This window comes from Acinetobacter bouvetii DSM 14964 = CIP 107468, from assembly GCF_000368865.1.
In the GTDB taxonomy this organism is placed as follows: domain Bacteria; phylum Pseudomonadota; class Gammaproteobacteria; order Pseudomonadales; family Moraxellaceae; genus Acinetobacter; species Acinetobacter bouvetii.
The window spans coordinates 141558-163083 of record NZ_KB849726.1; the positions used below are offsets into that span (position 1 = coordinate 141558).

Genomic DNA, 21526 nt, shown 5'->3' on the forward strand with positions numbered 1-21526 from the left:
CAAACGCGGAAAAGGCCTTGCACTCGCCCAATATGCCCGAACTGTGATGGATGGCTATCCAAATTTTAAATTAAATCGACTTGCCAGTTTGATGCTTGAATCTCTAAATTATTTTGACGCAGCTGCTTGCTGATGTCATCTGCCTGTTTTTGAATATCAGCGACAGAAATGGTTTTAATCCAGCGGATTTCACTGGAGCTGTAGCGTCCATTTTCACGCCGTGAATTGTCAATAGCCTGCTGTAAAATTCGGTGCTGGCTGGTTAGCGCATCACGCTCAATAATTAATTCTAATAGTTTTTTACCGTTGCTGGCTGCGGCTTGCGCATTGGTGGCGTGTATGCGCTGAATTAAATCATGCAGTTCACGGTTCACGGCTGATGCTTCTTGAATCAGCTGATTTGGATCTTCGCTGGGCGTATCGCCTTCCTGCACTAAAATATTGCTGTTAATACGCTGCTGCAGTGAGGCCAGTTTGGTTTGCATGTCGCTGCGCAGCAGCAGCGCTTCCGCTAATTTCATAATTGTTAGATCTTTTATTGCTTAAGCCTGATCATGCAATAGATTTATGGGCCAATCAATAAAATAACAGTGAATTATTCGGCGATTTTGTCAAAGTCCTGTGAAAAATAGGGAGATATTCAGCGGTGATGCTTGTAAAATTGCCACGGAATTTACTTTATAGGTGTTGCCGTGGAATCATTTTGGATTTTGGGTTCGATTGCATTTGCTTTGATGTTAGGTGCAATGAGCCCTGGGCCTACTTCTATTTATGTGGCTAAAAATTCAATTGCAATTTCACGCAAGCATGGCTTATTTACAGCTTTAGGCACAGGTACTGGCGCAGCCATCTTTGGTTTGCTGGCGGTATTAGGCTTGCAGGCCTTTTTATTGGCTGTGCCATCGGCGTATTTGGCATTAAAAATCTGCGGCGGGCTATATCTGCTTTGGATGGCCTACAAAATTATTAAGCATGCCAAAGAACCGATTGATGCAGAGGGGGATGTAGCTGCACAAATGACCTTGCGCCGCGCCTTTATGACCGGCTTAATTACGCAGCTGTCAAATCCGAAAATTGCGATTATTTTAGCCAGTATTTTCACGGCCTTGCTGCCGAAAGAAATTCCAACCTATTACTATTTTGTATTGCCTGTTTTATGTTTCTTTATTGATGCAGGCTGGTGCTCGCTGGTGGCTGTTGCGCTGTCTGCTGAAAAGCCGCGCCGCGTGTATTTGAAGTTTAAAGCGGTTTTTGACCGGACTGCAGGGGCGGTAATGACGGCGCTGGGGCTGAAGCTGATTTTTGGGATGAAGTGATTTTCAGTTGCCTAACCGAATCAGCGCATAGAGAGAAATTTTACTTAGGTTTGACATGACCAAAGTAATAAAAATAGACGGCTCGCTTTTGGCATTTTTAGAGATTCCTGAATCATTTTGACTATCTGTATTAGAAAAATAGTGCAAATCTGTATATTGACTTTATTGTGATGAAAAATATGAGTTTGTGTTTAAAATATTTTATAAATTAATGACTTGGAAATGTTTCACTTTTTGTTTAATACACGCTAACATGATTGAAATTGGCATATTTAGGTGGCGGTATGAGTTTCTGGAAAAAGAAAAATAAAGCGAGCTTTGTTTATTTTATTATCACGTCATATTCGTTGCTTGGCTTTGGAATTGGCTATGTGATTTGGGAGTTTGTGCTGTCCTAAGTTGTGCATATGGCAAAAGCCTCTAGTGATAGGGGCTTTTTTGTGGCTGTGCTTTTGACTTGGTTTATTTGCTTAGCTGTCTTTTAGAGGGAAATTCTGCCCTACTTTACCTCTTGCGGAACAGTATTCCCTCCTTCTAAAAGGAGGAAGTCTGTTATCAATTAATCCTTAAAATGCACAGGAATCCATTGATAGCTTTTCCCATCTGCCGAATAGATATGTCCAATAGCAGGGAATGGCAAGTGTGGTGCTGCAATGGTTTGCCCGCCTTTTGCATATTCCGCAAATTGTTTTAAGCGTGTTTGCACTGCTTTTTTCGGGTCGATGTCATAATCAATAGCGGTTTCTGGCTTGTCGAATTGCACAGTATGTGAATGCACAATGTCACCAATAAAGACCACCGTTTCATCCTTGGTTTTCAGCTCATAGCTAAAATGTCCCGGCGTATGCCCCGCGGTATTAATAACTTTAAAGCCCTGAACTTGATCGCCCAATTGATACGTTTTGAAGCGTTGTTTGGCTTGATAGGGCGCAATGGCTTGTTTAATTTTTTCAACAGTTCCTAGGTAGCCGGCTTGTTTTTCTTTCGGGAGCTTTTCGACCTGTTTCGGGTTTAGCCAATAGTTCGCTTCATCGCTCGAAACATAAACCGTTGCATTTGGAAAGTTTGCCACGCCATTTTGGCTAATACCACACACATGGTCTGGGTGTAGGTGCGTCAGCAAGATGGTATCGACTTGCTTTGGTTGATAGCCAGATGCTTTTAAATTGCTTAACACTGAACCCAAATGTGCGCCAAAACAGTTCGCAGCACCGCTATCCACCAAAATCAGTGAATGACCTGTATTCACGAGGAAGGCATTGACAGAGGTCTGTACGCCCTTGGCTTGGTCAGCAGCGTATTTCTTTAATATTTCATGGACTTCTTTTTCTGGAATGTTTTGAAAGAGTTTAGGCGACATGAAATTAGTGCCATCGAGCAGGGCAGTGATTTGGGTATTACCTATTTGGTGATGGTAATAGCCAGCCACTTGTTTAGGTGCTGTGATGGTGGTTGGTTCAGCGGCTTGAGTGGTGATGGCTGTTGTACTTAGCGCTAGTGCTACGAATAGATTTTGTAAAGTTTTCATGGGATTCTTATAAGTTTTAAAGGGATAATTATTTTTATCATATTTAATTATTATTTTTTTATATTTTAAATCATTTTGTGTACAATAATTATACTTACTCTAAACTTAATATGTGTAGGCATTTATACCAATGAAATACTCAAAAGATCTTTGTAATATCCCTAGTTGCCCGCCTGCGAATTGTTTGAATATTAATATTGAGGCATATAGATTTGTATTTAATCCTATATGTAATGCTAGTTTTATTCCTCAAGGTAAAACCAAGCCTCAAAGAATTGTAAATGCTACAAGCGATACTCTCCGTTGTTCGTTATTAGGCTTGTCTATGTTTACTGATGAAACCAAAGCTATAGACAAATATAAGCAACTTAAGAAAAGCTTTAAGAACTTAGGTAAAACCATTGGAACACACCTTGCGAAAGGAAAAATTGAACCATTAGACGGCTTAGGTACACCTCCAGATAAACAGAGCCATTTTGATTTTTTTGAAAAATCGGGTATCGATCTAAGTAGAAAGTTCGAAATCACACAAGATTTAGGTGGAGTGTAAAATGTTAAACTTAAATGGTTCACCTTTAAAAAGTCTCCCTATTACAGGATTAACATGGGAAAGAGATTTACTGTATTTTGATGGTCCATTATTATCAGAATTTAGAGCTAGTAATAAAGAAAAATATCTAAAATATTGGTGTGATTGCAATGAGTCTTATAATAGATGGATGTACTTTAGAATTAAAGAAGAAGATAGATTGAGATTGGTATTGGGTGAGTTGAGTCTCTTAGAGTGTATTAAAAATAAATCAACTAGTTTTGTTTTTTTTGTTGATGAAAATGAAATAAAATCTGAGTATCAACTTGTTAATCTATCTGAAATACCTAATGATTATTTACCAGAAACAGATGCATACCTAAATATAGATGAATATATTGAAGACAGCAATGTAGCATCTTTAGTATTTGAAGATAATTGGAAATTCGATGATTTAAAAGAAGTTTATAAGAAATTAACACAAATTTATGACTTTATTTTTGTTGCTAAGAAACAATTAGGGACATCTGGAGGTATGCCTTGGCAGGATGGTTTTAGTGTAATGCATTTCTATAATAAGTTAAAAGATATGATCCCTAGACCATCAAAGTCTTATTTGGAAGCTATTCATTATGCATCACCTGGATATATGAAAATTAATGTAGATAGTGAAATAGCAAATGTGACTTTCGAAGCAATAAATAAATACAAAAATGAGAAAAAGATAATCGATCAAATTTATAGTGATCTATATACTCGAATTAAGACTTTAGATCTTAATAATATAAGTTTGACAAATGCTATAACTGAATTTTCTAAAGATACAGATTGTCAGCAGTATTATAAATTACTAGTTCAGAAGCTATATTGTGTTGAGAGTGCTTGGTTAGACAAATTCGCAAATACTGATTTTGAAAGATCTAAAATACTAATGGCACATACACGAAGATTGAAATCTTTTTTGAATTTTATTGAAGATGGGAGGATACGAGTTGTTACATCAGAAATTGAGAATAATTAATATTAATAGAAAAGCCCCTACAATGTAGAGGCTTTTCTTTTAAGGATTAAGCCTTAAGAAACCTTATCACCAGCTTTAGCACCAGATTCAGGTGAAATTACCCAAACACCTTCGCCGTTGCCCGCTGCAAGCACCATACCGTTAGAAATACCAAAACGCATCTTACGCGGTGCAAGGTTAGCCACCATCACCACCAATTTACCTTTAAGGTCTTCTGGTTGGTAGAACTCACGAATACCACTAAATACATTACGCGGTTCAGCTTCGCCGACATTTAAAGTTAGTTGTAGAAGTTTGTCAGAGCCTTCTACCGTTGCAGCTTCTAAAACTTCAGCGACACGTAGGTCAACTTTCATAAAGTCTTCAATGCCAATGATTTCAGCCTCGCCGACTTTAGGCTCAACTTTGGCAGGTGCAGCTTTCTTTTCTTTTTTCTTTTCCACTTTTACAGGTTCAGCCGCAGCAGCTAAAGAGTCTTTAGATGCATCGACCATTGCCGCAACTGCTTTCGGGTCTACACGTTGCATTAAAGGCTGGAACAATGCAATTTCATGATCGACCAATGCCGTTTGAGCAGAAGCAAAGTCAAAGCGGTCTAGTTTTAAGAAATCTTGAACTTGAGCCGCTAAGGTTGGAAGTACAGGTGCCAAGTACACAGCCAATTGACGGAACAGGTTAATCCCGACCGAACATACATCATGTACTTGCTGTTCTTCGCCCTCAACTTTCGCTAAAGCCCAAGGTTTTTTCTCATCGATATATTGGTTGGCTTTATCTGCAAGCGCCATGATTTCACGAATCGCAGCAGAGAACTCACGTGCTTCATAGGCTTTCGCAATTGAATCACCCGCATCAATAAAGCTTTGTACCAATTCAGGCTCTGCACAAGTTGCCGATAATTTATTATCAAACTTGGTGTTGATGAATTTTGCACAACGGCTGGCAATGTTGACCACTTTACCAACCAAGTCTGAGTTTACTTTCTGAACGAAATCATCCAAGTTCAAATCAGAATCTTCAACTTTATCTGACAGTTTAGACGCGAAGTAATAACGTAAGTACTCAGGGTTTAAGTGCTCTAAATATGTTTCAGCTTTAATGAATGTCCCGCGGGACTTCGACATCTTCTGACCATTTACAGTCAAGAAACCATTGACGAATAAACCTGATGGCGTACGGTAGTTCGCGCCTTCAAGCATTGCAGGCCAGAACAGGGCATGGAAGTAAACGATGTCTTTACCAATGAAGTGATAGACTTCTTTGTCAGAGTCTTTCTTCCAAAAGTCGTCAAAACTTAAATCAGGACGTTTAGCTTTAATGTAGTTTTCAAAACTCGACATATAACCAATCGGCGCATCGACCCAAACATAGAAATATTTGTTCGGTGCATCTGGAATTTCAAAACCGAAATACGGCGCATCACGTGAAATATCCCAGTCCGATAAGCCCGCTTCAAACCATTCATCCAGTTTATTGGCAATCGAAACCGGCAGGCGGCCTTGGTCACGGGTCCATTTTTGCAAATATTCTGAAAAATTCGGCAGTTTAAAGAAGTAGTGATCTGACGATTTCTCAACAGGCGTTGCGCCGCTCAACGTCGATTTCGGGTTTAACAGCTCAGTCGCGTTATAAGTGGTACCGCAGACTTCGCACGCGTCGCCATATTGATCTTCCGACTTACATTTCGGGCACGTGCCTTTAATGAAACGGTCTGATAAGAACATGCCTTTTTCAGGGTCAAACAGCTGGTTGACAGGACGGATGGCAATATTGCCGGCTTCACGGTTTTTAATATAGATTTCTTCTGAACGCGCTTTGTTTTCGTCACTATTGGTTGAATCATAATGATCGAAATGCACGCCGAAACCGTCAAAGTCGCGGATGTGTTCTTTTTGCACATTGGCAATTTGCTGTTCTGGAGAAATGCCATTGGCTTCGGCACGCAGCATGATGGCTGTGCCGTGAGCATCATCCGCACATACATAAGTCACATCGTGTCCCATTGCACGCATGGCACGAACCCAAATATCTGCTTGGATATAACCGAGTAAGTGTCCCATATGGATGGGGCCATTGGCGTATGGCAGGGCGTTAGTGACTAAAATATTACGCACGGATATGACTCTCTCATTCGTATTTTATATAAGGTCAACGATTTTACCTTAGATAGGGCGCGGATGCACAAGGGAATAAGTGAATTCTTTTCAAAAGAGTTAAAAACAGCAGGCTGTTTTTAATGGCGGCGTTCAGGTCAATTTGTCATAGCATCCGTTTGCCGATAGGCGAGATAGCCTTTGCTTATTTTAATCCATGTTCAGCTGTAGAGTTTGCACGCTTGCCTTCAATGAAGGCGCTGCTCAGGTTATGCGCAGCGTACGTCATCTGTATACAAAAGATTAAAATCTTTGCAAAAACTGCGCATAGTTACACTTGATGCCTCTGAAAAAAAATCCATACACTGAACTCATCATTCTTTAAATCATCCAAAACCACTGGGACTGTAAGAATGCGCAGGAAAGGGGATGGCTATTTGCAGGATGCATTGCAAATATTGCGCTATGGCCTGACAGGTCTTATTGCGCTGGCGGGCATGCTGTGTCTGTGCGTGGTGTTTTTTATTGTGGCTGTATTGATCTTTGGCTCATTCACGCAGCGGAAAGAATTTAAGCAGCAGCTGGACTATGCCTATCATCTAGATCAGCAGCAATTTGCTCAGCTGCATCGTCCAGCATTCGTTTTTTACCGCAGGCATTCACCGATGAAAGGCAATGTGGTGCTGGTTTATGCCATTGATAATGGCCTTAGAGCGGTCATTCTGCAAAAAGCTGCGCGCAGTTCGAGCCAGCGCGATGACGCGGTAGAGTGTGTGAAGCCGACAATAAAGAAACGCTGGCGCGGCTGGCATAAGACGCTGCATTTTGTGCAGCCGAGTCCGGAATATTTAAGCCATCATGACTATGTCAATCACGATTCTTACTATGTGCTGGGCTCGACTGAATATTTAAAGCAGGCTGTCAGCGCCTGCTATATGCCTTTTGTGCGTATTCCCGCCGCTGCCGCGTCTGAAAAATACCCTCATTTTAAGCACAGCTATTGGGCCTTAAGCGAAACCGAAAACCTTCTTTTTAGCGTATATGATACCTGGCATTAATGTTTCTGCATCAGCATGCCCAAGATGCGGGAAGAAAATATGCGGGCAGAGTGTGATTTATCTGTATCGTCTGCACAAGAACGGTGATAATGCACAGATTCAGCCATTTTTAAGAGTACAAGCCCATGATCGATGATGATTTTGATTTCGACCAGCCCGTGACGCGCATTCCGCAAAATTCAGGCAGTCAACAGAAACTCGGCAATCAAATCTTAAAAATAGCGGCGCAATATTTGCAAACGATGGGTTCTGCATCTCACGCTCAACTGGTCGCTGAATTAAGGCAGCTTGCTGCGCAGGATGCCTATTTTGATGTATTGGCCGATCAGATTGAATTTGAAAGCGATGCGCCCATCGCCAATGACGCGTTAAATCTGCTGTATTTTTGGAAATTAGCGTCTGAAAAAGAAAGCGGAATGGCTAATTTTGCTTTGCCGGCGCTTATAGAACAAGACTATTTTCAGCATGAAATGCTGTCTGCTGTTGATGCGCTGCAGATTGGCGGCAACCTGCCGCTGCACCGTCAAGTCATTGAGCAGTGCTTCAAGATGTATGCACAAGAATGTTACGCAGGCTGCGTGACGGTGCTGTATGGGCAGATTGAAGGCATTTTGACGGAAGCATTGGCAGAGCGCGGCTATTTGCAGCTGAATCAAAGCAAATATATTGATGTCTATAAAATTGTGCCGGGGCTGAAAGGCCATGAAGTGAAAAGTTTATGGCATAAGGTGAAAATCGCCAGCGATATTACCCCTTACTTTTTAGAACTGCAGGCTTTGAAAATGGACAATAGTTCAACGGTGACTGCGACCCGCCATAATATTGTGCATGGTTCAGACGTAGAGCACTTCACCCGCGCACGCAGTTTTATTCTGTTTATTTGGCTGTTTGCGGTGATCAGTTTTATCAGTACGGTGAAGAAGTAAACTCCTGTTTTATGGCTTGGGTTCGGCTGTGGTGAGGTTTATTTCAGTTTGTTATAAAGTGTATCGAAATGATGCTGCGACTTTATTTAATCCGATGAGATGTTATATCTATTGTTAGACAATTCATATAATTAAGAGGGTATAAAGATGAGCAAGTCACAGCTGGATGAACTGAAAAATAAAGCCGCTGAGCTGGACGAAAAAGTAAAGCATTCGGCGCAGGAAGCCAAGCTGCAGGGTGAAAAAGCGCTGGATGATTTAAAGCATACGGCTAAAGAAGCTAAACTGCATGCAGAAGCCAAGCTTGACGATTTAAAGCATGAAGCAAAGGCGCAGCATGCCGAAGATAAAGCCGCTTTACAGGAAAAGGCCGATGATTTGAAGGCTAAAGCTGAAGCTGCGAAAGCATCCGCCCAGGAAAAATTTGATCATCTGAAAGAAGAAGCGGGCCAAAAGCTGGATGAGGCTAAGCAGAAAGCTGCAGAATTAAAGCAGGAAGCCTCTGTCAAGCTGGATGAGTTAAAAGTTCACGCCACAGAAAAATTTGATGAGCTGAAAAAGAAAACCACAGAGACTTTAGGCAAGTTTAAAAAAGGCGATTAGGCATAATTTTATAATGCTGCAAGTGCAGGCTTGAAGAAGGCTGTGCTTGAATCAAAAAAACCCATTGCCTCGAGCAATGGGTTTTTTTGATAAAGGATTCAGGTGCCATGCCAATGCGGCCTTTGCATGGCCATATCGTTTTAGACTTATTTATTCAGGTTTTCAGTTTGAATCTGGCTGATTTTCCCATTCACCACAGTAATGACATAGCGCATGTTTTCAATTTCATAGGTGTAATCAATCGCCAAGTCTTCTTTTTGATCTTTCTGCGGCAGTACGTATGAATTTACCGTGATGGGAGATGCTTTCATCCGCATCTGCATGTCTTCAACAGAATCCCCCAGCGTAATTGACTGGCGCTCTGCCGTGAGAAAGGTCTCTACATTCATGCCGGCATGGCTTAAGCCTGCGGCAGCAAACCAAAGCATAAAGACTAATTTTTTCATTTTAATTCCCCCAATAATACATAAAATGCATTTCCACACATCAATTCGGCCTACAGCAGGCAGATTCAGTCCATATTTTCCGGACGTTGCTGGACTATCACAGTCTTTTATACGTTTAATGCTGTGCGCAAGCGTTAATCTATTGACAGTAAGGCCAGGCTTGCGGCAAATAAAAGCGTCTAGCGGCCAATGCTGAAATTTATATCAAAAAAACATTCGAACTGTATTGTTGAAATGTATCTGAAAGAGAAATAAAACCAAGCATTTTGATTGGATTTTTAGCTTTATCCTGCATCTTCTTAAATCCGGTGCTTAACCTAGACTCTATTTGCCGTTAAACTATCAGTAATCTGCTGTATTTTCGCTTTTTTGGAGTAACTTTATGTCTTGGCTTTCTTCGCTTAAATCGGTCTTTTCACCCTCGCAGGAAGTCAAGGAAGATGAAATTCAGCACGTGCTGCAAAGCTATCTGCTGCCCAATTCAGCGCATGCGCTAAAAGACCGCATTACCCAAATCAATGTGCAGGGGCAGGTCTTGCAAATCACGATTAATACCTTTCCCTCTGAAGCGGATGACCTGCAAAAAATTCATGATGATTTAGCCGATGCTTTGGAAAAATGCGGGATTACTGAATTAAACATGCATGTGATTCAGCAAAAAACGGGGCATAGCTCAGGCGGCTGCGGGCATAACCATGCAGAAGGCGAAAGCTGTTCCAGCCAGCCAAAAGCAGAAAATACAGCGCCCAAAAACAATCTGCCGCCAGTCGTCGATGCTTCGGCTTCAGCGCCTGAACAGCCTGCAGAAGCTGATCCAAACAATCCGCCCATTCAAAAAGCGGCGCCGCAGCAGCGCGATGTGCCAAAGCATCCGCGCATTCAAAATGTGATTTTAGTGTCATCAGGCAAAGGCGGTGTCGGCAAATCGACAACGACCGTCAATCTGGCTTTGGCGCTGCAAAAACTGGGTTTAAAAGTGGGGGTGTTAGATGCCGATATCTATGGCCCAAGCATTCCGACCATGCTGGGAAATGCCGGCAGAACGCCAATGATTGAAGCAGAGCATTTTGTGCCGCTGGATGCTTATGGACTTGCTGTGCTGTCCATCGGCCATTTAACGGGCGATCACAATACCCCAGTGGCATGGCGCGGCCCGAAAGCGACTGGCGCGCTGATGCAGCTGTTCAATCAAACTCTATGGCCTGATTTAGACGTGCTGATGATTGATATGCCGCCGGGTACAGGCGATATTCAGCTGACGCTGGCGCAGCGCATTCCAGTAACGGGCGCGGTGATTGTGACAACACCGCAAAATGTGGCGCTGATGGATGCCACCAAAGGCATTGAGCTGTTTAACCGCGTACAGATTCCTGTCATGGGCGTGGTGGAAAATATGTCGACCCATATCTGCTCAAATTGCGGATTTGAAGAACAGATTTTTGGTACAGGCGGCGGCGATAAATTAGCTGAACAGTACCATATTCCGTTACTGGGTCGATTGCCGCTGAATGTGCAGATCCGTGAAAATGCCGATGCAGGTAAGCCTTCAGTCCTGGCGGAAGACAGTGCTGCCGAGGGCTACATGGCCATTGCTGAGCGTATTGCTGAAAAACTGCCAAAAGCAGAGAAAGATCAAAGCCGTATTTTCTAATTATGGCTTGATTCCTAAACCAGCTCAGGCTGGTTTTTTGAATCTGTGAGCGCAAATTAAAATGTAATATTCTTTTTGTTATTAAGGGTTTTGTGCGCATTAAATAACGTTAAATGCTTATTTTGTGTGAAATTTAATCATATGTGACTCTTTGGTTACAGCAATATGCTTTTTTTAAGTTATTGAATAATATTGTTTTAGTTTAAGTTGCTTGAAAATTATATATTGGCTTACAAATCTTGTTTTGCCAGCGCACTTGAAGTGATTTAATCTGCGCTCACTCAAAGGTGAGTTTTTCGTATGATTACATGGTTTTTCATTGGCTTAGTCGTCACAATTTTACTGACTCCAGGCCCGACCAATACCTTGCTGGCATCATCAGGCATACAGGTAGGTGTACGTAAATCTTTCCGCCTCATTCCCGCAGAAGCATTCGGTTATCTTATCTCTATAAGCTTATGGGGATGCCTGATTGGAAAAGTGACAGCGCAAATGCCGTTGCTGCCAATGATTCTAAAATTATTCAGCGCAGCCTATATTCTTTATCTGGCTATACGCGCATGGAAAATGTCCAACGTCACTGAAGACTACAATCAAGTGTCGATTGGCCCAGTACATTTGTTTGCGGCAACCTTGCTCAACCCGAAAGCGCTGTTATTTGCATCTGCGATTTTCCCTGCGATTGCTTGGGTGGATCCCCGCTATTATGTAGCGCATATGCTGGCATTTTTGTTGATGCTGATTCCAATTGCATTTGTTTGGACCGTTATTGGCTCAGTATTAAATTCAAATAAAATCAGCTGGCTTAACCAAAGCACATTGCAAAAAACTGCATCGCTGGTGTTGATGTGCTTCTCGGTATTAATGAGCTATACCGCATTAACCGCATAACCTTAAATTTTCATATAGACCGTCTGTTTTAATCATTAAGGCAGACGGTTTTTTTGCTAATATATCTGCAGTAGGATTGGTTTGTTTTCATTACAGCCAATTTCAGTTAAAGTACCACGCAATAATTGAATTAACGCTTTTTGGATAGAGATACATGGCTATTAAGTCTGATCGTTGGATTCGCGAAATGAGCGAAAAGCACGGCATGATTGAACCGTATGCAGAGAACCAAGTCCGTTATGATGAAAATGGTGAAAAACTGATTTCATACGGCGTATCCAGCTACGGCTATGATGTGCGCTGCGCGCGTGAATTTAAAGTTTTCACCAATGTGCATTCTGCAATTGTGGATCCAAAAAACTTTGATGATAAAAGCTTTATTGATATCGAGTCCGATGTCTGCATTATTCCGCCAAATTCATTCGCTTTGGCGCGTACAGTGGAGTATTTCCGCATTCCGCGTAATGTGCTGACCGTCTGCCTAGGCAAGTCGACCTATGCGCGCTGCGGCATTATTGTGAATGTCACACCGCTTGAACCTGAATGGGAAGGCCACGTCACATTAGAATTCTCAAACACGACCAATTTGCCGGCGCGCATCTACGCGGGCGAAGGTGTGGCGCAAATGCTGTTCTTTGAATCTGATGAAGTGTGTGAAACCTCTTATAAAGACCGCGGCGGCAAGTATCAAGGCCAAACGGGTGTGACTTTGCCGAAAGCATAAGATGCGCAGGCAAAGCATATAAAAAAGGCAGGTCATTTGATCTGCCTTTTTTATATATGCTTTACGTCCTGTCCTGAAATAAATTTTTCAGAGGCAGCAATTTTATGCAATCTGCTCAGGCGGCAGAGGCGGAAGGATTGCAAAGAAATGGATCAGGCGGTCAGCTGAGATATGTTCTGAGCATTTAGTGGATGCATTTCAAATGGCACTGCGCTATGTGAAAAATTGCACTGAGATGCCGATTCAGCATGTGGCCAGCGGATCAAAGCATGGCTTTATTCTGTAACTATCAGCCCCAGCCGATTTTACCGGCGGATGAAGATGGCTGTGCTCAGCAGGGCTTGCAGAATCAAACAGCCAAGAGAATATAAGCCGGCTTCTTAAACAGCAAGATGCAATGCAATGGCGAAGCTGGAACAGCCAAATGCTGGGTTTTGATGATTTTATCTCATTGTTGTTAAAATTTTTTTTATTAAAAGAGAAGAAATTGAAAACCAAAATGTGAAACCGCGGCATTCAGCCAGCAGCAGCATGGGGATTGATAAAGAATACCGTCAATTTCTTTCAGGCCGGGGCATCATTCATCGGAAATGTTGCGGTTGAGATAGTTTGTTTTTGCATTTGATGAATTATTCAGCATAATAAAAAAGCATAACTTGGGTAAATGCTGTTTTAAGATTTCACAAAAATATAAATGCCAAGTATAGGATGAAGCAAAAATAAAGATGCGGAGCATCTGATAAAAAGGAAGGTCGAGATGACTTATATTATAAAGAAGACAAGGTTTGCTCGATCTTGTCTTGCCAGTATGATTGCGCTGTGCAGCGCGGCATCAGTTCATGCACTTGAAACTTTGTCAGATCAATCTCTTTCCGATACAACGGGAGAGGGGATCGCACTTTTACCTGAAAATTTTAAAATGGTGTTTCAGGGCGCTAAAGATATTTCATCCTCTTCGACCTATGGCGCAGCGACAGATGCTGCATCTTTATTGGCAGCCTCTAAAAATGATACCGGCTTTATCCGGATTATTCCGACAGGGGAAAATTATAGCGGTTTAGCATCTACAGTCACTGCTGCGGATGCCGCAGCAAAGCAGACCAAGGCGGATGTCTTTATTTATGGCTTAGCCTTGTCAAAAAGCGACGATCAGTTAAACCTGCGTTACAGCAACCAAGGGTTTACCTGGGGAACGTCAGCGAACCCGTGGTTATTCAGAGCGGGAACAGAAAGTCAGGTTCAGCAATTTCAAGCATCCAATGCGGCGGCAAATGTCGGGTATTTGGCATTGGAAGCGCCGCTGGCGACCGTAGCGGCGGATGAAAGTGACAATAATATTAAATTAGGCTACTGGGCGGATGCGTTCTCCCGAAAATGGGGCTCAAGCAATGCAGTAAATGTTATTACTGGCGCGCCTGTGGCAGTGCCAATGACATCAGATGCAACGAATGATCAGAACTTAGATAAAAATCAACGTTTACGTTTTCAATTTGTTGCCAATGGCTTGAGCTTGAACGGTTCTCAAGTCAGGCTGTTTCAGACGCAAAGTTCAAGTGTGACACAGCAGAATCAGACACTGGGTATGGCCAGTATCCTGCGGCTGAACACAAATGATAATCCCCAGAGCATAAAATCGACAGACACTGATTTAAATGCAAAAGCGATACGGATCAGTACGGCTGCTATAGATGACGGCAGTTATTCTACGCCGGCATTAAATGGTTCTTCTGCGCCAACCTTCAATAGTACGGAAGGCCTGTATATATATAGCCCCAATATCAACTTGGTCTTAGGGAATATGTACCAGCCATTTATTGTCGGGTCGGAAGGGAAAAATATTATTTTAGAAGTGACCGCAATTCCGAATGTTGCGAGTATTTATAATAAAATTTATACGCATTATAAAGATGCAGAAGCAACGTATGCTGTAAATGCTTCTGGCGGATATTATAAATCTAAATCCGGCGCTTATTACAGCGTTCAGAATTTCAGCAGTGTATCCACTTTTTATAAAAAGATAGTCGATACAGCCAACAACGTCACTAGCTATGTTGCAGACAGTGCGGGCACCTATGTAAAAGACAATGTGAGCGGCGGTTTTGTTGAATTGGGATATACCAGCAGCATCAGTGCGCCCACTAAATATGCAATCAGCAACCAGTCAGCTTTAGATGCGCTGGCAAATCAATATAAAGGCAGCACCTGTAATGTCGCTGTTTGCGGAACAAATGGCGCACAAGTGAATGGCACAAGCTATCAAGGTACCAATGCAACACATAGCAGTATTTCAATGGGTACGGTAGCGCGTGATGCCTCTGCAAATACTTTAATTGCAAACCGGGACAGTACGGCTACAGGCATTATGTTTAAAAGTGCTGCGGCAGGGGCAGCAGCGGTTAATTTAGGATCTGCGGCGATAGATGGCGTATTAATTCAGCATCTTAAAATTAAAACTACAGGCTTATAGGAGCTAAAGCATGCTAAAAAAAATAATGGCTTCTATTTTGCTGATATCTTCAGGCGCCGCTCAGGCGGGATTAGTCAATTTAAATAATGAAGATATGCAATCCATTGCCGGTCAAGGCGGCGCAGACTTGAGCTGGACTTTGTCTTTGAATCATAAATATGCCAATGATATGAGCTTAAAAACCATTTCCACTGTAGATGCCACTGGCAAAACGACAGCCGCCAATTATGGGTATTCGTGCGTAAATAATATTATGTGCCGTCTGGCGATTGCGCCGAATAATCATGTGGACAGTTCTGGAAACAAGAAATGGCTGGTATTTAAGCAAATTCAAGGCACTCTTCAAATTGATAAGTTTTCATTGGATGGATCAACCATTCTAAATAAGGACAATAAAGCTCAAACTGCCATGCAGCTGAGCTTTTATGATGACAAGCCGCTCAAAATAAGGAACTTTGGTTTCGCGAATTTGTCTGTAGAGACTGGCGCAACGGCATATCAGAACTCAGCGACGTACACAACATTTAACTCAAATCAAAGTGTGCCGGATTTTGATAAAGGCGCTGAGACAGGATTCATGGGGCTGAATATGCATGGCAATTTGCATCTATCAGGAGACTTGAAAATTTTTAGTTATAACTGTGCTGGAACTTCTACAAGCCGCTGTTAATTAAAAATAAAAACAAGGATGTTGAGATGAGAAAAATAACCAAATTAAAACTTCTTACAGTCTGTATTTTAGCGGCGCAGCATGCGAATGCTTTTGAACAGCTGTCGGATGAGAACCTAAGCTCCGTTCGAGGGCAAGATGGTATTTCAATTTCCCAAGAAGTTTCCAAGGTCACTATTAATCAAGCGAACTGGGTAGATCAAACGGCCAATGGAAACATGAAGCTGGGTCTGCATAATGTGACCATTCAGGGAGAGAATAATCAAAATATCATCAGCAAGCTGAATTTGGATGTCGGTACAACGCCAAACGGTGCAGGTGTGCATTTAAATGCGAGCATTTCGCCTTTTCAGGCAACAATTGCAAATTTAATGCTGATTTGCAGCAATGCCGCATGTAAAACTGCCCAGCAAAGTTTAGGCTCGCTCAATATTTCGACCTCGTCTCCTTTGGTTTTTAATTTAATCACCTCGAATGGATTATTTAACCGCAATGCTTTAGCGCATATGGATTTAGAGATCAAGAATGCCGATATTAGTTATGGATTAAATAGTAAATATCTGACTTTAAATGATTTTAACTTCAATATTTCCGCAGACGGGTATCTGTATATTGACCGTGATGAGGGTATTGTTCTGACCACTAAAGCAGCGGATGGGACAGATCATATTGTGAATCTTGGGCGGGTTGCGGACAATTCTTATGCTTCAGGGCGCGCGAATGCCACCAACCCAGGGGTGAATATTGATTTGCGTTATGGTTCGGACCTGCAGAATCAAAAGAATGTGATCCGCTTAGGCGCTTCCGGCGCCTTAACAAAGGGGCGGATTCAAATTAATGCGAATCAGGCTGGCTTGGCGACATTCAATACCGTCAATCATAGCGCCGGCAGCAGCATGATTGAGCAGGCTACGACGGCACAGGGGTATGAAACAGATAAAGGCGGTTTGCATTTAGGGATGTCGGCGGAATTTACGCGGGCGAAAAATTCATTATTATCCAGTACGCAAGCGCCGACGACGTTTGAGTTGGGCCATACTGGGCGCGGCAGTTATGCAATTGAGTTCTCAAATCTGTCTCCGCTTGTCGTGCCGTCTGCCAGTGATGAAGCAGGCAATACGCATAACGCATATATTGATTTTGGCGATATTTATATTAATGCTTTACAGGCAAAAACGCTCAATTTCATTATCAATGACAATATTCAAAAAACGCTGGGCGCAAGTTCGCCGATATTCAATTATTACTTAGATCCGCAAACGAACAGCAGCCTGTCTCAGGAAAGGGATGTGGCATTTATTGCTGTCCGCGGCATGGATTTTCAGGCGATTGCGCGTACAGCAAAGTTTATTTCAGATAATTCTCAAGCTGAATTGGGTCAAAGCAGTGCAACGTGGGGGCTTGGCATCCCTATTTTTAATTTGAATGCAAACCTCGCTTTATTTTCAAAAACCTATAGCTATGGCGATGCGACAGTAAAGCAGGGTTTGGGGTATAACCTGATCTTTAGTACAGAAGGCTATGGAATTGATAAGAAGACGAATGCGCCAAGCACAACCTCAATTATTATTGTCGATGGCGCAAAAGGTGTACATGGTGTAGAGCGGAACTATTATGCAGGTTTGCGCAATATCGATGCATTTATGAAAGCCGATGGCGTGATTGGTTTTGAAGATGACGGCATCTATGTAAAAGCGGATAATTTATTATTCGCGGCCAAAGCAGAGGTTGCCATTGGACAGCTTCCTGGTTCTGTTTATAACTGTGCTGGCGTGAGCGCCGTGACGAATTGCGGGACTTTAGTTCCAGCGGACAACTTTTCTAAAAAGGATGATGTGCTTTCATCTATCGCATTTAAAATAGACGGCAAAGGCGAGTTGTTTATTATTCCGGGAATGGATGCCGCAAATAGCACACCCGATACCAACTTTTTATCGTTTAAAGCCAATTTTGCTTTTAATGATTTAGATTCGGCCACAGCCGCAAATCAAACCGCACTGGGCAGCTATATCAGTGTTATGAATGAAGATGTTAAAAGTGACGGCAGTGTTGTCGCGTCCAGCGTTAACTTGAATAAATTGCAGGGTAATTTAGGCCTGGACGCTAGGCTTTATGTGAAGTCGGATCAAGTTGTCTTAGATAATCAAATCCAATTTAACTATCCCTCTCAAAAACTGACCTCTGCACAAATTCAGGCGGGTCAGTATGGCAGCGCTTTCCGTGCCGAAATCGCTTTAGCGCCTTCAGGAACCATTCAAAAAATTGCAGATATAGTCATTCCTGGCGGAAATATGCGCAGTACTTTAGGAATAACTCCCCGATAAATTAAATAATCATTATAGACAGGGAAAGATAATGAAAAAAACGATTTTAGGAAGCATCATTGCATCAACATTCAGTCTGTCGACGATGACCTATGCAATGACCAGTTTAGATGATGCAGCGCTCTCAAATGTGACAGGTCAGGCCTTATTTTCATTGTCTAAAGTTTCTGATTCCAGCCAAGGGCTTGATTTCTTTAAATTAGGATTTGATGCAGAACTGTCGCTGAATACGAATATCAAATCATTGCAATTAGGCTGCGGCGGTGATAATGGCAATGGAGGCTGTGATATTGATATTTCACAGCTTTCTTTCGGCTGTGTTACAAATGCTTCTGGAACCTGCATCACTTTGACTGGCGCCGCTGGCCAGCCAACGGGAACCGATAATAATAATGCGGTATCGAATCAAGCCGCTTTAAAAGATTTTGTATTAACCAATCCGTTTTATCAGTTTGCAATTAAAGGCGGAAGCCAGGCATCTACACGGCAAATCGTCGGGGTCCGTGTCGGTGCTGAAAAAGCTGAAGGTCCAATGAGCATTGGCTCAATGAATAGTTTCAGCGGTTATTTAACGGGTAAAACCAATCTGAATATTTTGGCCCAGACGAATATTGCGGTGACCTGTAAGGCGGGGACTGCTGGCTGCAGTACGGATAATCAGTCTAAGTACTCTACAGATTTTGTTGGAAACTATGGATTATGGCCTTTTAATGATTATAAGCAGCAATATGCCGCTGATGGTTATTTAGGTGTAAATGATGAAGAAATTGTTAATTTAGGCCTTATTGCAGTGCGATATAGAGATTTAACGGTAAATACGGCAGCCGCTTCAAAATCAGCGAATGTGACTGCGAATGGTACCCGTTTGACCCAAGTAAAGATTCTAAACTTAGGTTTGGGAGACATTGTCAACGAAGTCGTTGAAGGATTGGCAATCAATCAGTTATGTGCTGGGGACCCAGGAGGCAGATGTAATGTATTGGGAACTGCTCAAGTCGCTGGAACACTAATGCCGCTGTTAAAAACAGGCATTAAAAATTATATGAAGCAGCAAACGCTGATAGGCTTAGGGCAGGCTGTTCCAACAAAGGGTGCACTTGAAACTGCTGATAACTATGGTACAAAATTAACGACATTGCTGAATAATTATCAGCTTCCTTATAATCTAAATAATGTACATCAACTGGATGTAAATTCAGATAAATTTGGCATTGCTTTAACATCGCTGGCAAGCATTCAGTATCCGGGGTATGACTCTGCTGTTGGCAAAGGCTGGTCGATGTATTTGCAAGATGCGTTTACGTTAAATATTACGGATTCATTGACGAATTTGATGTCAAATATGGTTCAAAACGGCAATGCCGCTGCCGGTAATATTACAACGCTTGCGCCTGCATACCGCAATTGTTTTGGCTCTTCACGTTTCTGCTGATGACGCTGTTTGGCCAGTCATAAAAAATCCCGCATCAAGCGGGATTTTTAATATCAGCTAAAATTTATTTTGCAATTTTAGCCCATAATTCTTCTTTAGACAGATTCACAGACTCCGCATCGCGGCGCCCTTTATATTCAAACGTTCCTGCATCTAAACCTTTTTCACCAATGACGATACGGTGCGGAATGCCGGTTAATTCAAGGTCAGAGAATTTAACCCCTGGGCGCTCATTGCGGTCATCCAGCAAGACGTCATAGCCGGCAGCAGACAGTTCTGCATACAGCGCTTCCGCTGCTTCCAGCGTTTTTGGTGACTTATGCGCATTCATCGGCACAATGGCAACTTCAAACGGCGCAATGTTTGCAGGCCAGATAATGCCTTTCTCATCAAAGTTCTGTTCGATGGCAGACGCAACAACGCGTGTTACGCCAATGCCGTAACAGCCCATAGTCACGACCATTGGCTTGCCGTCTTCACCGAGTACTTTGCAGCCTAAAGCTTCAGAGTATTTTTTGCCCAGCTGGAAAATATGGCCAACTTCAATGCCGCGTTTAATCTGCAAGGTGCCTTTGCCATCTGGAGATGGATCGCCTTCAACAACATTGCGCAAGTCAAAGACTTCTGTGAATTTGGCATCGCGTTCCCAGTTTACGCCGACAGCATGCTTATCAACTTCATTCGCGCCAGCGACAAAGTCAGAAAGCACAGATGCTGCGCGGTCAGCAATCACCGTAATGCCTTTTTCAGCAAGGCCCTGCGGACCGCAGAAGCCTGCTGTTAAGCCAAGTTCAGCCAATTGCGCTTCAGTTGCAAAAGCAAGCGGCGCTGCAATCAACGGGTGTTTTTCAGCTTTAATTTCATTCAGCTGATGGTCGCCGCGCAGGAACAGCGCAACGATAGGCGCTGTTTTGCCTTCTTCAGCCACGCCTTGCACAAGCAGCGCTTTAACGGATTGGGCAGGATCTGTTTTTAAGAAAGCGGAGACATCTTCAATTGTTTTTTGATTTGGCGTGTCTACAATTTCTAAGGCTTGGGCAGGAGCCGCGCGTTCACCGGTTAAAACAGCTTCAGCCATTTCTACGTTGGCTGCATAATCTGATTCGGTAGAGAAGGCAATGTCATCTTCACCGCTGGAAGCCAATACGTGGAATTCGTGAGAGCCTGAACCGCCAATCGAACCTGTGTCGGCTTGCACTGGGCGGAAGTTGAGGCCAAGGCGCGTGAAGATTTTGCAATATGCTTCGTACATATGGTCATAGGTTTCTTGCAGTGATGCTTGATCAGCATGGAAAGAATAGGCATCTTTCATGATGAATTCGCGTGAACGCATTACCCCAAAGCGCGGACGGATTTCGTCACGGAATTTCGTCTGCACCTGGTAGAAATTGGCTGGCAATTGCTTATAGCTTTTTAGTTCGTTGCGCGCAAGGTCAGTGATGACTTCTTCATGCGTCGGGCCAAGTACAAAATCGTTGGCATGGCGGTCTTTAAAACGCAAAAGTTCAGGGCCGTACTGGACATAGCGGCCGGATTCTTCCCATAGAGATGCTGGCTGCGTTACAGGCATCAGCACTTGCAGTGAGCCGGCACGGTCCATTTCTTCACGGACAATCGCTTCAACTTTATTTAATACGCGAACGCCCATCGGCAGCCAAGTGTATAAACCTGAAGCCAATTTACGAATCATCCCTGCACGAAGCATCAGCTGATGTGAAATAACTTCAGCATCGTTCGGGGTTTCTCTCAACGTTGCAAATAAAAAGCGACTCGCGCGCATGGAAACTGTCCTAAAAAATTAAGCGTTAAAGCAGAGATTATACAATAAAAAATGAGATGAGCATTTC

General features: G+C 42.8%; 19 protein-coding genes. 14 read left to right on the forward strand and 5 right to left on the reverse strand.

What is annotated here, in order from left to right:
* Nucleotides 1-65 precede the first annotated feature (65 nt).
* Entirely contained in the window at nt 66-521 is a 456-nt protein-coding gene (locus F941_RS03645; RefSeq protein ID WP_005008019.1) for a DIP1984 family protein, read from the reverse strand.
* A 171-nt stretch (nt 522-692) separates the two neighbouring features.
* Between F941_RS03645 and F941_RS03650 the strand changes: the two genes are divergently transcribed.
* Together F941_RS03650 and F941_RS16865 are read left to right on the forward strand one after the other, a co-directional pair.
* Nucleotides 693-1316 carry a LysE family translocator gene (locus F941_RS03650; protein ID WP_005008021.1) on the forward strand — a complete coding sequence of 208 codons (624 nt, stop codon included), beginning with the start codon at nt 693-695 and terminating at the stop codon, nt 1314-1316.
* A gap of 284 nt (nt 1317-1600) precedes the next feature.
* Complete coding sequence (locus F941_RS16865) at nt 1601-1714, forward strand: hypothetical protein (RefSeq protein ID WP_018572368.1); 114 nt, start codon at nt 1601-1603, stop codon at nt 1712-1714.
* A gap of 161 nt (nt 1715-1875) precedes the next feature.
* Here the strand turns inward: F941_RS16865 and F941_RS03655 are convergent, their stop codons facing one another.
* Entirely contained in the window at nt 1876-2844 is a 969-nt protein-coding gene (locus F941_RS03655) for an MBL fold metallo-hydrolase (RefSeq protein WP_005008023.1), read from the reverse strand.
* Between the two features lie 130 nt (nt 2845-2974).
* Here F941_RS03655 and F941_RS16465 point away from each other — a divergent pair, with 130 nt between their 5' ends.
* Both F941_RS16465 and F941_RS03665 read left to right on the forward strand, forming a co-directional pair.
* Complete coding sequence (locus F941_RS16465; protein WP_005008025.1) at nt 2975-3394, forward strand: hypothetical protein; 420 nt, start codon at nt 2975-2977, stop codon at nt 3392-3394.
* A 1-nt stretch (nt 3395) separates the two neighbouring features.
* Nucleotides 3396-4394 carry a DUF6575 domain-containing protein gene (locus F941_RS03665; protein WP_005008026.1) on the forward strand — a complete coding sequence of 333 codons (999 nt, stop codon included), beginning with the start codon at nt 3396-3398 and terminating at the stop codon, nt 4392-4394.
* Between the two features lie 53 nt (nt 4395-4447).
* Here F941_RS03665 and metG read toward each other — a convergent pair whose 3' ends face one another.
* Nucleotides 4448-6508, reverse strand: coding sequence for a methionine--tRNA ligase (metG, locus tag F941_RS03670; protein WP_005008030.1), 2061 nt, complete (start codon nt 6506-6508; stop codon nt 4448-4450).
* A 392-nt stretch (nt 6509-6900) separates the two neighbouring features.
* On the opposite strand from metG, the gene F941_RS03675 reads away from it, so the two are divergent.
* From F941_RS03675 to F941_RS03685, 3 genes are all read left to right on the forward strand, one after another.
* The gene (locus F941_RS03675) at nt 6901-7545 is read left to right on the forward strand and encodes a hypothetical protein (protein WP_005008032.1); all 645 of its coding nucleotides are present in this window, start codon (nt 6901-6903) and stop codon (nt 7543-7545) included.
* Nucleotides 7546-7670: 125 nt separating this feature from the next.
* Nucleotides 7671-8471 carry a hypothetical protein gene (locus tag F941_RS03680; protein ID WP_005008033.1) on the forward strand — a complete coding sequence of 267 codons (801 nt, stop codon included), beginning with the start codon at nt 7671-7673 and terminating at the stop codon, nt 8469-8471.
* A gap of 147 nt (nt 8472-8618) precedes the next feature.
* The gene (locus tag F941_RS03685; protein ID WP_005008034.1) at nt 8619-9074 is read left to right on the forward strand and encodes a hypothetical protein; all 456 of its coding nucleotides are present in this window, start codon (nt 8619-8621) and stop codon (nt 9072-9074) included.
* Nucleotides 9075-9220: 146 nt separating this feature from the next.
* Here F941_RS03685 and F941_RS03690 read toward each other — a convergent pair whose 3' ends face one another.
* A complete protein-coding gene (locus F941_RS03690) occupies nt 9221-9520 on the reverse strand; it encodes a hypothetical protein (protein ID WP_005008035.1) in 300 nt (99 codons plus the stop codon).
* A gap of 382 nt (nt 9521-9902) precedes the next feature.
* Between F941_RS03690 and apbC the strand changes: the two genes are divergently transcribed.
* The 7 genes from apbC (at nt 9903) to F941_RS03725 (ending at nt 19679) form a co-directional block, all read left to right on the forward strand.
* Nucleotides 9903-11171, forward strand: a complete 1269-nt coding sequence (gene apbC / locus F941_RS03695; RefSeq protein ID WP_005008036.1) for an iron-sulfur cluster carrier protein ApbC — start codon at nt 9903-9905, stop codon at nt 11169-11171.
* 300 nt (nt 11172-11471) lie between these two features.
* A complete protein-coding gene (locus tag F941_RS03700; RefSeq protein ID WP_005008037.1) occupies nt 11472-12062 on the forward strand; it encodes a LysE family translocator in 591 nt (196 codons plus the stop codon).
* Between the two features lie 154 nt (nt 12063-12216).
* Complete coding sequence (dcd, locus tag F941_RS03705; RefSeq protein ID WP_005008040.1) at nt 12217-12786, forward strand: dCTP deaminase; 570 nt, start codon at nt 12217-12219, stop codon at nt 12784-12786.
* A 757-nt stretch (nt 12787-13543) separates the two neighbouring features.
* A complete protein-coding gene (locus F941_RS03710) occupies nt 13544-15253 on the forward strand; it encodes a hypothetical protein (RefSeq protein ID WP_005008041.1) in 1710 nt (569 codons plus the stop codon).
* A 10-nt stretch (nt 15254-15263) separates the two neighbouring features.
* Nucleotides 15264-15923, forward strand: coding sequence for a hypothetical protein (locus F941_RS03715; protein ID WP_005008043.1), 660 nt, complete (start codon nt 15264-15266; stop codon nt 15921-15923).
* Nucleotides 15924-15949: 26 nt separating this feature from the next.
* A complete protein-coding gene (locus tag F941_RS03720) occupies nt 15950-18247 on the forward strand; it encodes a DUF6160 family protein (RefSeq protein ID WP_005008045.1) in 2298 nt (765 codons plus the stop codon).
* A gap of 31 nt (nt 18248-18278) precedes the next feature.
* Nucleotides 18279-19679: a hypothetical protein gene (locus tag F941_RS03725; RefSeq protein WP_005008047.1), complete on the forward strand. Its 1401-nt coding sequence runs from the start codon at nt 18279-18281 to the stop codon at nt 19677-19679.
* Nucleotides 19680-19743: 64 nt separating this feature from the next.
* Here the strand turns inward: F941_RS03725 and F941_RS03730 are convergent, their stop codons facing one another.
* The gene (locus F941_RS03730) at nt 19744-21459 is read right to left on the reverse strand and encodes a proline--tRNA ligase (protein ID WP_005008049.1); all 1716 of its coding nucleotides are present in this window, start codon (nt 21457-21459) and stop codon (nt 19744-19746) included.
* Nucleotides 21460-21526: the final 67 nt, after the last annotated feature.